Origin of the sequence: Sphingobacterium bovistauri, assembly GCF_020295405.1 — a bacterium.
Taxonomy (GTDB): Bacteria; Bacteroidota; Bacteroidia; order Sphingobacteriales; family Sphingobacteriaceae; genus Sphingobacterium; species Sphingobacterium bovistauri.
Genome location: NZ_JADEYP010000027.1, coordinates 46,362 through 61,103 on the forward strand (window position 1 = coordinate 46,362; position 14,742 = coordinate 61,103).

Consider the following 14,742-nt stretch of genomic DNA (forward strand, 5'->3'; position numbering starts at 1 on the left):
CAGATGATTATAAAAAATATAGAATCCAAGATCAAACTAGCTACATTTCTATCTGCAGGTAGTTTAATAGTAGCTTTGGTTATGGTAATCAGCGTTTCGTTTTTTGCCTACAGACAGGTTCTCAATGCGCGTAAGAGTATATACATCATGGATGAAGCAAATGTACCAATGTCTGCCAAACAGACCGATGTGCAGATGAACCGCGAAGCAGAATACCGATCTCATGTCGGACGATTCCATAGCTTATTTTTTTCCCTTACGCCTGATGATCGGTTTATGGAATACCAAATGAAGCAAGCCATGTACCTGATTGATGAAAGTGGTGCTCTACAGTACAATAACCTCAAAGAAAAGGGCTATTTTAACTCTATACTCTCTTCAAGTGCGGTGTTGACAATACGGACTGATAGCATAGTACTGGATATGCCTAAACGCTATTTCAAGTATTACGGAACACAAAAGATCGATCGAAGAAGCTCAACGATTACCCGTTCGCTGATCACCGAAGGATTTCTAAACGACCTAGAAATACGATCGGATAATAATCCCCATGCTGTACTTATTAGCAACTGGAAAACCATCGCAAATAAAGATATCCAACATGCACAAAAAAACACCTTCTAAAAATAGTTTTAGAGCACTAAAAAGTACCGTAATAGTCGAACATGCTGGAAAATTCAAAGCTATATTTCGCAGTCTAATAGATCGCTATCCTTTTTATTTCTTTCTGTGCATGTTTGGATGTATGCTAATTTCTGCAATACTCGCCTTTACAATCATGCGTGTAGATGAGTCCGCTAAGCTTCCAACATTTCCAGGACTAGATACTGAAGGGATAGTCAATACGACGACAAATATTATTGGGACTTATGGTGCTGTTTTAGAACTGGAGGAACTGCAACGTAGTATTGCTTTAATAATCCAAAAGGATTCGTTATCCGATTCCGATAGTATACAACTAAGCAATGCTCTAAAACGCTATGAACAGATTCAACGCACGCTTATACATTCTGTAGACACTAGCTCCAAACCATAAATACAACTTCATTTCATTTCATCATCAACCCTAACATTTTAATAAGATGAATGTAGATTTTAATAAACCAAGGTATGCCATACCGTTAATTTTGCTTCCTTTTCTGTGTATATTTTTTTACGTATATAAAAGTAGTTTCGGAAAAGAGGAACTACCTCAAGCAGGAGGGGAATCCTTGCAGACTGAACTAGCAGAAGTCTCTGATCAAGTTCGTAACCGTTCCTTATCGGATAAACTAGATGCCTACCGTAACCAGTATAAACAAGCTGACGGGTATACGGCAATTGGACATATCCAAGAGGAGCAGCTGCTCAATGAAGCACCAAACACCTTGTACAATCAGCAAGAACGTAATATGCTTGACTCCATTGATCGTGCAATAAAGGGTAAATATGGTGGCAATACTAATGGATTTCCAGATGTAACACCCAGACAAGGATATCCAGTAAATGATCCACACGAACGTGCGCTGCAACAAGCCCTTCAGGAAATCAATAGCCCTCAGCGTGATCGTACACAAAAACTAGCACGAGAACCGGATGCTATGGAACTTTTTAGGCAGCAAATGGCAGTTATAGATAGTATCGGTAAAGCAAATGATCCAGACTACAAAGAGGAGCAAAATAGACGTCTAGAAAATGAACAGTTGCTAGTACAGCAACAACAACAGTTACGCCTAAATGTTACTAAAACCTCTGCTACAGCTGACTTATTTAATACGGTAAAGCCCAATGAGGAGGAAACGTTTATAACAGCTATTGTAGATCAAGAAATTAAAGGCTATGCTGGATCACGCCTGCGTATACGCTTGTTGGAGGATATGTTCGCTGGAGATTTTTTGATAAAAAAAGGAACTTATATCTATGCGGATATTTCAGGCTTTTCAGGTCAGCGTGTAAATCTGACTATAAGCTCTATTATGAATGGACAACATATCCTTCCTGTTCGGCTTGATGTATACGATCATGATGGCTTGCGTGGACTTTATGTTCCAGCATCCGCATTCCGTGAGTTTACCAAAGAACTAGGAGGTAATGCTAGTCAGGGAATGAATTTACAGCAGGCAGCTGAAAATAATAGTCAGCTGGTCATGAGTATGGTGCAGAAAATGTTTCAATCAACAACAGGTGCTGTACATAAGATGATCCGGCAGAACAAGGCTAAAATCAAATATAATACCATGGTATATCTAATTGATCCTGAGCAATTACGTAACAATCAAAAGAACTATTAATGTACATCTTTAAACTAAAACTCATGCAGATTAAATTATTCATACTTACTGTATTCCTACTGGTTACGGGGATTATAAAACTCGCTGCTCAAGACATTGCTGGTACTTTACAGCAAGAGCTTCCTAAATTGGTTTTGGATGGTATTAGCTCCATTCATATCATTTCACCCGAGCCGATACGCTATGTCGATATAGCGACACATCAGGTCGTAGGTGATCTTCCTGAGGTGAATATCTTGCGACTAAAACATGTGAGAGATTCAGTACAAAACTATGACCAACATAGCGCTGACCTTGGCGTAGTCACAATTATTGGTGAAAGTTTTATCGCACAATATAGACTTCGATTTTGTGAAGATCTGTCCTCACAACATGCAGTAGCAAGCTTTGAAATAATGCCCGAGCATACCAAATCAATTGCTGTAATGCCTGAGCTCACTACGCCAGAGCTTAAACGTCATGCATTGACTTTATTAACTGAGCGTAACAGCGTACCAATCCGAAAGTCCAGTAGTTATGGTATGCGTGCAGAACTTGGTGCTGTTTATACTGTTGGAGATCTCGTACTACTAGATGTTACTTATTATAACAATACTAATCTCAGTTATGATATAGATGAGCTACGCTTTAAGATTGAAGATCGAAAAATTACAAAAGCCACAAATGTGCAGTCTATCGAGATAAAGCCTATCTGGCAGCTTTACCCACATAACACATTTAAAAAGAAGTATAGGAATATTTATGTACTCAAGAAAACTACTTTTCCAGATAACAAAATACTTCATATTGAGCTTTCTGAAAAACAAATCTCAGGAAGGACATTGACTCTAAAAGTAAAATATAAGGATATACTTAACGCAGATACATTTTAAGATTATACACAATTAATCACGATGGAAGAAAGTAAAGAACAGCAATCCATGCACCGCTTTCTTCAATTTGCCATTTATCTTTCCGTGGGTTTAGACATCTTAATGTTTGTCTATGCAGAAAAGCTGGTTTCAGCACAGATTGCTGAACGATATGGCTTAGTACTTTTTCTTGAGCGCATGTCCAAGATTATCATCTACCACTTTCCATTATATTGTAAACTGTTTACGCTTTTATTGATATGCTTAGTTGCCATAGGTACATTAAGCAGAAAGGAAAAGGATTTAAACCCTAAGAATGCCATAGTATATCCACTAACCTTTGGGTTGATGATACTCTGTGCTAGTCTTTGGTTTTATGATAGACCTGGAGATATACTGAGTTTATATAGCAGTTGGTATGATATAGGCTATATAATCTGTAGTCTACTTGGTGTGCTTTTGATCCACTTAGCGATGGACAATATCTCTAAGATTATACGTTCTAAGCTTGGGAAGGATAAATGGAATGTAGAAGGCGAATCTTTTATGCAACCTACAAAGCCTAAAGTCACGGCCTATGCCGTCAATATACCTATGCTTTTTTACTACAAAAATCGGGTGCGTAAAGGATACGTCGTACTTGAAAATGTATTCAGAGGTACATTACTTGTAGGAACACCAGGAAGTGGAAAGAGTTTCGGTGTAGTCATGCCTGTGATAAGGCAGTTTGTAGCATTAGAATTTACGTTATGTATATACGACTTTAAATATCCTGATCTTGGTAAAGTAGCTTATTACCACTATTTGCTCGCCAAAAATCAGGGAAAGTGCCATAATTATGGTTTTCATGTTGTCAATTTGACTGAGCCGCAAAAGAGTAGACGAATTAATCCATGGAAATCTGAATACCTGCGTTCATTAGCCGATGCATCTGAAACCGCAGAAGCTTTGGTTGAAGCAATGAAGAAAGGGGATAAGGGTGGAGGTAGTGATCAATTTTTCACCCAATCGGCTATCAATTTTCTCGCTTCTTGTATTTATTTTTTCAGTAAATATCACGGGGGGAAGTACTCTAGTTTTCCGCATGTATTGGCATTTCTAAACCGCTCCTATGAAGAGATATTTACCGTATTATTTAGTAATAAAGAACTGGAGTCATTACTCTCGCCTTTTATGACGGCCTATAAAGCTAAAGCTTTTGATCAACTCGAAGGACAAGTGGGAACCTTAAAAATCTTTATCAGCAGGTTAGCTACAAAGGAAACATTTTGGGTGTTTTCTGGTGAAGATTTCGATCTTAAAATTTCTAATCCAGCAAGTCCATCTATTCTTATTTTGGCAAATGATCCAAATACGCAGAGTATTAATTCTGCTTGTTATTCAGTGATTCTGAATCGTATCACAAGGCTGGTTAACGCTAGAGGTAATAAACCTGTAGGATTGATTATCGATGAGGCACCAACACTCTATGCGCATAAGATAGAAAACCTTATCGCTCAAGCTCGCTCTAACTTAACTGCCGTATTGTTAGGCTTACAAGAGCTCCCGCAATTTCAGCAGCAATACGGCAAAGAAACTGCATCTACGATAGCCTCAGTAGTAGGAAATGTGCTTTCAGGCTCGGTAAGAAACAAAGAAACACTTGAATGGTTAGAACGAATATTTGGAAAGGTCAAACAGATCAACGAGAGCATTTCAATAGACCGCACTAAAACCTCTATATCTATTAGTGAAAGGTTAGAGCCATTGATACCTGCTGGTAAAATAGCATCATTAAAAGCAGGAGAGATGGTGGGTATGCTTGCCAGTGATGCTGTAGAAAAATACACCGGAAAATACGATACCTCTGCAATTAACTGCCGAATCAATCTTGACATTAAGGCTATTAAGGCAGAAGAAGAAGCCTATCAGGAACTACCCATTTTTTATGATTTTGGAGGTAGACAAGATGAAATACTCATTCAAAATTTTTACAGTATAAATAATGAAGTTCTTGAGATTGTATCGGGGCTCAAATCTAGCAATGATTCTTAAATTAATCTTTAACCTAATGCTGATGCAACAAAAGTTTTTAATGTTCACTTTCCTGTTTCTTGTATATTCCAGCTTGTTGCGTGCACAAGTAAAACAAATTAAAATTTACCCTGCTCTTGATTTAAAATTTAAACAATTGGCTGTTGAGCCAATTACTAATCTTGAAGAATCTAATTCGCTTGAAACTGAATTAGTTGTTCAAATGCCTTTAATGGATGCTAGGGTAACCTCTGCATTTGGTTGGCGAAGGCACCCCGTAACAGGAAAATCTGATTTTCATCAAGGGGTAGATCTTGCAGGTAATGATAAGATTGTACGAAATATAATGGAAGGAAATGTAATTGATAGCGGATATCACAAAAACCTAGGGAATTATGTACGAATTGATCATGGTAATTTTCGGAGTGTATATGGTCATTTATCCGCCATTACTGTAAAAGTACATCAGCAGATTAGTCCTGGATATCCGATAGGAATAACTGGAAGTTCGGGGCGCGTGACAGGTGAACATTTGCACTTTGGTATAATGTACGATGGGTTATATATCAATCCCATGGAATTTTTACAAAAACTAATTAATACTTCTCTTAAATAGATTGTTTATGGATACAATTTTTTATCAGCAGGATATACCTGTTGCAGAACTAGAAAAATTGGGGCTACTTAATAATGGTAAACCTAATTTATCCGAAGAAGATATGAATGCGCTACTTTCTGGCCACAGAACAGAATTGATAACACTGCAGGATTTAAATGGTGATGGTATTCACATTAAAAAAATGGATGCGAAAATATCCTTAGAAAGAACAGCAGATGGACAGGTGAGATTGCAGCTTCATCCCATATACCGTAATGTAAAAAAACATCCGCTATTACTTGATGATGAAGTAGAACAACTTGAGCAAGGGAAATTGACTCATGTTGTAAAAACTTACCAAGAAGCGAACGGGAAAAGCAAATCTTGGATTATCGAATATGATCCAGAAACCAAAGAATTTATAGCTGCAGATCCTGAAAAGATTAAAGTGCCTACTATGATAAATGGTGAAAAGCTAAGTGAATTACAGAAAGAGCAATATAGAAATGGTTCTGTAGTGGAACTTTCGGATGGCACTCGTCTTCAGCGACGAGCAAGTAGTCGGAGTGGAGTGATATCAAATAGAGAAGCCTTAATGTATTCTCTTGTGCTTGATGGTGGTATTTCTTATTTTCTAATTCATAACCTAAGAAATTTATTTGGTAACAAATCAAAACAAATGGACCCCTATACGGAGGGCTATCAACGTGCACTTCAAGATATGAAGCAGCATGAACGAAATAAACCCATGATTAATCATTCATTTACAGCCAACAATCAGCCTGAGAACTATATAAAGCAGGAAAACAGTTTAGGAAATACCTACAGCCGCTAGTAAGCAATGCTGATTTTAAATCATATTGACAGTAACGTTAAAGATTATTTTTCAGCTTGGATTGATTTTAATTTGCCTGAAGTTATTATGTATGAAAATACAGCAGGTTTAATTGAGCCAGTTATGGTTAGACAGCATTTCCTTTTCTATAGCACTGCTGATATGTTATGCTTTTGCCACTTTCATCAAAATCTGCTTAAAACCCCAGGTCATAATATCTTTACCGCTATCGGTTTAAATCCCTGTATAAATTTCCTTTTACAACTAAAAAGTCAATTTCCCAAGGCAAAAATTGTAACTGTTTTTGATAATGACCTGCTAGGAAAAGTGTTGGACTGTAAAGTTGTGCTAGCATACTTAGGACAACAGGCAAGTTTTAAGTTGCTAAAAAGTCAACTGAGTTTTTCCTATAAAGGAAATGAATTTACTGTTCCTGAATCATTTTTATCACTTCATCGCTTTCGCATGTTAACAGGAATTCGTTCCAATCACCGAACACTAAAACCCAAAGGCGCTGTCTCATTTTCACAATTATTAGCGCAGCAATATTTAGTATGATTCCTGAGCAGTTTAAACAGAACCTCAATTTGGAAATCCGTGTTTTCGGATTTCCAGTTAAGGTCAACTACAAATTCTATTGGCCAGAAAAGCGTGATGAAAATCAAAAAGATCCTTTAGTGAGTCATATAGAATACCGATCTGATTCCCATATTATCAGTGAAACCGGATATCGTTCCCATTTCCTCTTCACGCAAGGGCTAAGCAATACACACATGAAAAATATTGAAGAGTTGGTAACAGCTATTGCTGAAAAGCTATCCATTGAAAATGGTTATAAACCACCTACGCAAGGTCAAATGACACTATTTTAAATCCCTTTTTTTTAATCCAATAATCAAATAACTATGAATGAGAACAATTTAGAGTACCTAAAGAAAACGCTTGAAGGTCTGGGTTTCGGTTCTAAACTTAATGATGTGCTTGAAAATGCAATCAGACGGGAAATGCCTTCCTTTAGTCTTGGAATAGGCAGTTTGCGTAAACCATTAGATGCAAATGATCTTAATGCAGCTCGAACAGATCACTTGGCTTTTACCTTAAATTTCAATAGATCAAAGGACGGTAATATGTATTTTTTGAACAATTATGATGTTACCTTAAAGAAAGTCGATAATCCGATTGCTGTTTCCCAGCGTTTTGATTTAGCGAGAGATCATCGCATTACAGCTGTACAAGCACATAAGCTCTTGTCGGGATTAGCTTTTGAAAAAGAAGTATTCCTAAGTAACAAGGAGGAAAATCAAGATACAGCTAAACAACCCGATAAAACTAATACGTGGTTTAAGCTTAATCTAGATGTAACGGATGCTTTTGGGAATCATCCACTTCGTACCTTTCGTCCAGAGTACGGGTATGACTTAGCTGAAGCAATTGGTAAATACCCGATAAAAGGAGTAGAATCTCCTGAAAAGCTGAAAGAAGCTATAGCCACATTAAAGAACGGAAATTATTTGCATGCTGAAATATTGATCGGTAAAAAAGCTGTACCTGTCTCAATCGTTGCCAATCCACAAATGAAGACTATTGATATTTACGATAAAAATAGGGTAGAGATTCGTGATGAAACGATATTTCCAGGAAAAGTGGTCAAGGAGAAATTGAATGCTACTCAAGGAATAGAAGATTCTACAAACCAGAAAGCTGGACCGCAGAAAGAAACTCAACCTTGGGAACAAACTCCTGATCAGGAGCAAACACAGAAGAGAACTAGATAAGTTTCTATACCCCTGTTAGAACTAAGGTTAGTCTCACCTGATGTACTACCATTAAGTTTGGTAGATCTGCACTTTGAGCCAACCTTAGATCTTCAAATTGCACATGAGGAGATCAACCAACCATTTTCCCTGTTAGATAACTAACCCACCTACAGTTGAACACCTCATTTGAATCCACAGCACGAAGGATGTAAATATAATTGATGGATTCAAAATTTTCTTATTTACAATCATATGAAAAAAATATTTCAACGAATCGACCGTATCAGAGGATCTGGTATGGCAACATTGAATTTAAAACCTTCATCTTCTTACTATCATTTGAACGGGAATCGCTTTCCTGTAGATAGTATAGGTAAGCCTGATATTAAGTGTAGGGTTACACTATTAATCGATGGAAACCTTATAGATTTTACAATAGAAGAACTCTTCTAGCACATGATTTCATTTACCTTTTAAAAAATTAAATAGCTTTTATAATTCTCATAACTATGGACCAAAATATAACCAAGAATGATCTATTTGAATTCAAAGATTTACTCGTAAAGGAAATTAGAGATTTCCTCCAGCATGATAAGCTTATTACAGATAAAAAGGATGAAGAGTTTTTGTGGCTTCGAAGTAAAGCTGTACGAAGCTTATTGAATATCTCTCCTGCTACACTACAAAATCTAAGGATTACAGGTAAAATTAGGTATAGAAAAATATTAGGTTCTTATTATTACAATAAGGAAGATTTGATGAAATTGTTTTCTGAAGATTAACATGGAATACACTCAACAATTGATTTCTCTTCTATATGCTATGAGTAGTGATAAGAGACTCAATGTTTGGCATAAATCACTTTTAATAGCCATTATCAATTTATCATTTAAACAAAACCTCATAAATGACATTTTGATAAGTCGACGGCAATTGATGCAGAAGGCAGGAATTAAAAGCATAGCTACTTATCATAGGTATCTGAATGATATAATTCATTTTAAATATTGCACTTATTATCCTTCTTACGATCCCCGTGTAAGAAGTAAAATTTCCATCCAAATTACTAAATTACTTCTCCAGTAATTTGTAATACTTAATATTAATTAAGCAACAAGCCTATTTTTAAGGCTTGTTGCTTTGCTTTAATCGAATTAAATCACTCTTATTTTATTACTCAATTTATTGGTCACTTCTAAGTGATTTAATGAGCTTTTCTACTAATAAACTCTCTTGTTCAGTGAGTTCTAATCCCATTTTTCTTTCAACAGAGGACAGTTTGCTATTAAGTATATGACTAACACTTAATTCCTCTCGTTTAAATTGCTTTTTTATAAGTTTCTCTTTTAATTGTTTCATTCCCTCACCTATAGCTTCTTGTTCTGTAATAGCATATTCTTCAGTTTGTCTTACATATTGAAGACCAAGCATGTCTTTTACCACGTGAATAGGTACTCCATTCGCTAAAGGTACTGTACTCCATAATGTTCGTCTAGCTTTATGCGTATTCTAGAATGTATTAAGTTCAAATAATGCAGCTATTTCTTTTAGATATTCGTTCATCTTTTGATTAGATTTAGCAGGTAATATTCTAACACTAGAAATACCGTCAGGGTCATTTTTGTATTTTTCCTATATTCCTAAAGCCTTAGGAATATAGGAAAAATTAAACGCTGATTAGGTTTTTCTACGATTATCACTTATCCATAATTCTCCATCTAAACCTATTATAATATTTAAATAATAAAATTATTACTGGAATTATATTGCGAGTGACTCATACTATAGTTGATTATTACAGTTGTAAGTCGAGTTTTTTACATATGGAAAAAACATCAATTTATGACAGCGAAAACAATTTGGTTACCTTAAGGATGTGTCGTAATAGTAGTATGACGCTTTGTAAAAAAATCCCGGTTGAAAGCAATCAGTAATTTTTTGTTACACGGTTTAAATCCAAAATTAAATATACAGTTTTGAGATCATTTCAAAATTAAAATATGAAGAAGACCGTATTGTATATCCTTTAGATCATTGAAATTGATTTGCTCATGATTAAATGTCGTAACAAGGAAAGGTTATGTTTTATTGAACAGCAATTAAGCTGTAAAACATCAATATAGCATCTTTATACAAGGAAAGACGGAACGCTTTCTTAACATCTTAAACAGCGACTGAATGTACACCGATTTGATAATTAACTTAGAAAATGCAGAAAACATCTAAATTTTGATTGGATTTATTGCAATAATACACTTTAAATATACTGAAAAGAAGGATAATTATGACTGGAACTTATTCAATATAGAGAGCTTCATTCGATTAATATAATTGTGAAAATTGATATTTAGCAATGGAAAAATATTTTTATAAAGTCATAGAAAGCATATAATTTGAAATTTATACAGAAATATTATACAAATATAGATATTTTGGTATTAATATGCATAAGATTTTAATTAGGAAAGTTGTGAATTGCGTGAATTAAATAAAATATAAGTAAATCAAATGCGGTTTTCCTTTTTAAACTGTAGAGGTGTTTTATTAACCTTTTTCTTGAAAAAGTTACTAAAGTGAGATTGTTCATTAAAAGATAGACGAAATGCTATTTCTTTGATTGATAGGTTAGTATGTGATAGAAGCGTTTTTGCTATATTGACAATTTCTTGATGAATATGTTCTTGAGTTGATTTTCCAGTGTACTTTTTTAGGGTTGCATTTAAATGATTCGGGTGTATAGAAAGTTTTTGTGCAAAATAATTTACAGTATAATCTCTATGCTTTTCTCCTAAAATATCAATAACATTTTTGAGTTCTAAAAAAAAATTATTAATTATTCTGACTTGCATAGCATCTACTGTTGAATTTAGTTCTTTATCAACAGCAATAGAATTATCGTAAATTTGTCTTATAATTAATAGTAATATTTTAACATACGCTGCAATTAAATTAAATTGTTCATTAGACTTGGTATTATATAATTTAGATATACTTTCAAATATATTTGATAAAATTATAACATCATCATCACTTATATGAAGTGGTATTGTTTTGTCTATTTGTAAGAATTGAAAATCAAAAATGATATTAGCTAATTCTGAATGTTGATGAATAAAATTTTCTGTAAATACAATTGCATATTTTTTAATTATGTCCGGATCAAAATTCCAAGAAACAATTTGATATGGGCTTTTGAAATATATAATATTTCTCTTGATTTTTGATTTCCAAAATCCAGCATTAAAAGTTCCGTGACCATCTAATATAAGTGAAATTGCATAAAAATGATGTTTAAATGGTTTTGCAGAAGTATTTATAAGGTCGGCTTTACAACTAATTTTTTCGAAATAAACATCTTTATACATAAAAGCTTCTACCCCCAAATGCTTGCTAAGTTCTTCAAAATTAAATATTTCAGGTATATAGTGGTTATCACTTCTTTTAGTCATATAATTTTTACTTTAAATATGTTTAATAGATTGTAGTATTAAAACCAATAAATAGAAATGTATTTAAATTATCTCTTTATTTTTCATCATAAATGGATATTTTATTATTTATTCAATTAATATTTTTATGAATATAATTTCATATGAGCCTCAATAGGAGAATTTATGATTTTCTGTATATAATAATATTTAAAAATTTGCTAATCGCCTTTTCTTAAATACAATCTCGTTTTAAAACATTTGAATATTAATATTCAAATGTTATTATATTAAGATCAGTAATTAAAATAATTTAAAGATTATAGATCTGAATTTAATCATCTCAGTGTATGTATATAATCTGAGATCAACCTGATAAATAGAAATTTGTTAGTGAAATTTAAAATTGTTGGTTTACAATTAATTGTGTTGAATTGTAGTATAGATATATCACATGTTAATGTTGAATATCATAATTTAGAGTACAGATAATAATAAAAAATTTATCATAATCTGTACTCTATCCTAAAAAAAGATTATTTATGAACGCAACGGATATACATTGTGCTATGTATTGCCCCATAGCTTCCTGTATTACCAGCATTTAGACTAACACCTGAAGTTGATGGATTTGCGTCCGAAATATGTCTTGCTGAAAAATAAAAATTATCTCGGTTATTTCTTTCATTTGGTCTTGAAGTTTCGGTATCTTGTCTTGCTATATAAAATCCGTAATTAACATTATTAGTTACAGCTGGATTCCCTATAAAACTTGTATTCCATTGAGGATAACCGATCCCAGCATATTTTTTATAAAAATTTTCTGTAATTGGAGTAGAAGTTACTAATTCAGAGTCATTTTTTACATATCCATCAGGCCTCGCGAAACCGTATCGAGGAAAGACTAGATATGGATGATTTATGTTACTAGCATTAGAACCATCAGGGGAAAATACTATTGCGTTTGAATAATGCTTGTACCTTGATGAAGGTACGCTATAAACTAATTCAAAAATAGTCTCATTTGGTGTTCTATATTGTCCTTCTGGGTATACTTTTTTACATGGATCACCTTTTGTTTCATAAGGACCTCGATAGCTCGATCTCAATGTTCCATCTATATTTTTATAATTGAGATACTCAGGTAACATATCATTATATCTCCATCTATCCCATTCGCCATTGTTAGGAAGAATAGGTACTACAATAGTCCCGTCATTATTTCTTACAAGATTATCTCTTATATGATAAGTTGAGTTTTCAATTGTATTTCCAGGTTTCATATATAGATTACCCTCAGCCCATTTAAAACCTCCAATATCTATTGTTGGTTTTAAAAGTTGAAATTCAAGTTGATTAATATATCCATAATCTGTATTAAGTGGTGTATTTGTAGCAAAAGTTAAATTAAGGTTTTTAGCTGGGCTAGCTAAAACTCGCTCATTTAAATCTGATGATTTTTTGAATTTCAAACTAATAATTTTAAGATTAGAGCTTGTGATGGGAGTATTACTTGTTGTATACAATTCTAATTTACTGTAATCATATGTTTTAAAATTTGCCTGTTGACTTACAGGTTGCAATGAATTTCTATCTATATATTTAATTTCGTTTGCGTGCCCATCAATATGATTATAATTCACATGACTATTCGGTATATAATCATTAGTTTCCAAATTAAAAATTCCTTTGGTCAATGGTGAAGTGTTATCTGTTGAAGATTTAGTATACTGAAATAATATAGGTGAAATATCACTTTGTTGAATTACACTTGGATCAAAATTCTTTATATCTAAGAAAATTCTAATAGCTGAATTTTTATTCAGAAATTTAGTGTTAACACGCTGAATAATTGATCCAGTAGCACTCGTAGTAAAGCTGCCCTCAGCCGTCGCAAAAGGCCTAGAATCTACATGTACATTTTGTATATTATTATCAATAGTATACATACTAGCTGGAATATCTGTAACCTCTCTGAATGTAAAAGCCTTATATGTATAATTGGTGTTTGATTTTAAGTATATAAACATATCATCTGTGGGATTGGTGATATTACCCAGCTTTGACACAAGTTGTTTATGTTGTTCATACTCTCCATTTTTATAGATGATAACCATGTACTTAATATCATTACCCATTTTTGAATAAGTTCTAACAGCTTGCTTATCTACGGAAAGTTTCAACTTATCTTTAACAATATTATCAGTAGACACCCTAGAAATTACACGAGCTTCTGCTGTAGCGTATGATTTAAAAGAAGATGTATCATCTGAGATATTTAAAACAGATGTTGCCTTTTTATCACTAGAAATTTCAAGCTCAGGAATAAAATTAAGTGCTACATAACCATCTGGAATATTTAACTCTATATTTGATGATATTTGCGAATTTTTTTCAGAACAACCGATTATAAAATTAAAAGCAATTATACAACAAGTTAAAAATAAATAATTCCTCATACTATTAATATTCATTAAATTTTTTATTTTCTTTGTCCAATACTTCATAATCTTCTAAATCAGGTGCAAAAGGGTCTGTTGTTCCAGATCCAAATCCAACTCTTGCGCTACTATTAGAAATTGCCTCTTCAATTATAATAATGTATGTTTTAATTACTGGCCTAACGTATTTTTTCTTCATATTTTTTCTCCGTATTTTAATTTATAATTGTCCTGCAAAAATATTAATTAAAACGGTTAACATCATCCTTTGGACATTGTTATTTATTGTAAAAAATAAAGATATAGTTGTAAGAAATAAATATTTGATTAATTGTAATGTTAAGAAGTGCTTATTAAATAATATAAAGCGTTTATTTGGTTTAATATTATTGCATAGTGTGATATGCATAGTAATCAATGTTTAATATATTGCTTCTTAGTGTAAGTTTCATTATTTGATTGTATGTATAATGATAGGAAGGGAAATCAATAATAATGATACTTAAATTAAAAAGTTTAGTAAGCAAAACTATTTATCGTTCTTTTTAA

General features: G+C 33.2%; 16 protein-coding genes. 12 read left to right on the plus strand and 4 right to left on the minus strand.

Translation table 11 applies throughout. From position 1 onward, the window contains the following. The first annotated feature begins 3 nt into the window (after positions 1-3). The 12 genes from traK (at position 4) to IPZ78_RS13530 (ending at position 9,106) form a co-directional block, all read left to right on the plus strand. Positions 4-624 carry a conjugative transposon protein TraK gene (gene traK, locus IPZ78_RS13475; RefSeq protein WP_225554513.1) on the plus strand — a complete coding sequence of 207 codons (621 nt, stop codon included), beginning with the start codon at positions 4-6 and terminating at the stop codon, positions 622-624. Then, the gene (locus IPZ78_RS13480; protein ID WP_225554514.1) at positions 602-1,036 is read left to right on the plus strand and encodes a hypothetical protein; all 435 of its coding nucleotides are present in this window, start codon (positions 602-604) and stop codon (positions 1,034-1,036) included. The genes traK and IPZ78_RS13480 overlap by 23 nt, the downstream gene beginning before the upstream one ends. Before the next feature lie 46 nt (positions 1,037-1,082). Further along, positions 1,083-2,270 carry a conjugative transposon protein TraM gene (gene traM / locus IPZ78_RS13485; RefSeq protein ID WP_225554515.1) on the plus strand — a complete coding sequence of 396 codons (1,188 nt, stop codon included), beginning with the start codon at positions 1,083-1,085 and terminating at the stop codon, positions 2,268-2,270. Positions 2,271-2,293: 23 nt separating this feature from the next. Beyond that, the gene (gene traN, locus IPZ78_RS13490) at positions 2,294-3,142 is read left to right on the plus strand and encodes a conjugative transposon protein TraN (protein WP_225554516.1); all 849 of its coding nucleotides are present in this window, start codon (positions 2,294-2,296) and stop codon (positions 3,140-3,142) included. Positions 3,143-3,163: 21 nt separating this feature from the next. Further along, positions 3,164-5,155 (plus strand): type IV secretion system DNA-binding domain-containing protein, encoded by a 1,992-nt coding sequence (locus tag IPZ78_RS13495; protein ID WP_225554517.1) that lies wholly within the window; start codon positions 3,164-3,166, stop codon positions 5,153-5,155. A gap of 40 nt (positions 5,156-5,195) precedes the next feature. Beyond that, positions 5,196-5,750: a M23 family metallopeptidase gene (locus IPZ78_RS13500; protein ID WP_225554518.1), complete on the plus strand. Its 555-nt coding sequence runs from the start codon at positions 5,196-5,198 to the stop codon at positions 5,748-5,750. A gap of 7 nt (positions 5,751-5,757) precedes the next feature. After that, the gene (locus tag IPZ78_RS13505; protein ID WP_225554519.1) at positions 5,758-6,567 is read left to right on the plus strand and encodes a DUF4099 domain-containing protein; all 810 of its coding nucleotides are present in this window, start codon (positions 5,758-5,760) and stop codon (positions 6,565-6,567) included. Positions 6,568-6,573: 6 nt separating this feature from the next. Continuing rightward, positions 6,574-7,125: a hypothetical protein gene (locus IPZ78_RS13510; RefSeq protein ID WP_225554520.1), complete on the plus strand. Its 552-nt coding sequence runs from the start codon at positions 6,574-6,576 to the stop codon at positions 7,123-7,125. Further along, positions 7,122-7,439: a hypothetical protein gene (locus IPZ78_RS13515; protein ID WP_225554521.1), complete on the plus strand. Its 318-nt coding sequence runs from the start codon at positions 7,122-7,124 to the stop codon at positions 7,437-7,439. Before IPZ78_RS13510 ends, IPZ78_RS13515 begins: the two co-directional genes overlap by 4 nt. A 33-nt stretch (positions 7,440-7,472) precedes the next feature. Next, positions 7,473-8,342, plus strand: a complete 870-nt coding sequence (locus IPZ78_RS13520) for a hypothetical protein (protein WP_225554522.1) — start codon at positions 7,473-7,475, stop codon at positions 8,340-8,342. Positions 8,343-8,576: 234 nt separating this feature from the next. Next, positions 8,577-8,777, plus strand: coding sequence for a hypothetical protein (locus IPZ78_RS13525; RefSeq protein WP_225554523.1), 201 nt, complete (start codon positions 8,577-8,579; stop codon positions 8,775-8,777). A 56-nt stretch (positions 8,778-8,833) separates the two neighbouring features. Further along, a complete protein-coding gene (locus tag IPZ78_RS13530; protein WP_225554524.1) occupies positions 8,834-9,106 on the plus strand; it encodes a helix-turn-helix domain-containing protein in 273 nt (90 codons plus the stop codon). Between the two features lie 400 nt (positions 9,107-9,506). Here IPZ78_RS13530 and IPZ78_RS13535 read toward each other — a convergent pair whose 3' ends face one another. The 4 genes from IPZ78_RS13535 to IPZ78_RS13550 all read right to left on the minus strand — a co-directional run bounded on the left by IPZ78_RS13535 (position 9,507) and on the right by IPZ78_RS13550 (position 14,392). Further along, positions 9,507-9,755 carry a hypothetical protein gene (locus IPZ78_RS13535; protein WP_225554525.1) on the minus strand — a complete coding sequence of 83 codons (249 nt, stop codon included), beginning with the start codon at positions 9,753-9,755 and terminating at the stop codon, positions 9,507-9,509. 1,073 nt (positions 9,756-10,828) lie between these two features. Continuing rightward, positions 10,829-11,773: a helix-turn-helix domain-containing protein gene (locus tag IPZ78_RS13540; protein ID WP_225554526.1), complete on the minus strand. Its 945-nt coding sequence runs from the start codon at positions 11,771-11,773 to the stop codon at positions 10,829-10,831. 515 nt (positions 11,774-12,288) lie between these two features. Then, positions 12,289-14,211: an HAD family hydrolase gene (locus tag IPZ78_RS13545; protein ID WP_225554527.1), complete on the minus strand. Its 1,923-nt coding sequence runs from the start codon at positions 14,209-14,211 to the stop codon at positions 12,289-12,291. Positions 14,212-14,215: 4 nt separating this feature from the next. After that, positions 14,216-14,392: a hypothetical protein gene (locus IPZ78_RS13550; RefSeq protein ID WP_225554528.1), complete on the minus strand. Its 177-nt coding sequence runs from the start codon at positions 14,390-14,392 to the stop codon at positions 14,216-14,218. Positions 14,393-14,742: the final 350 nt, after the last annotated feature.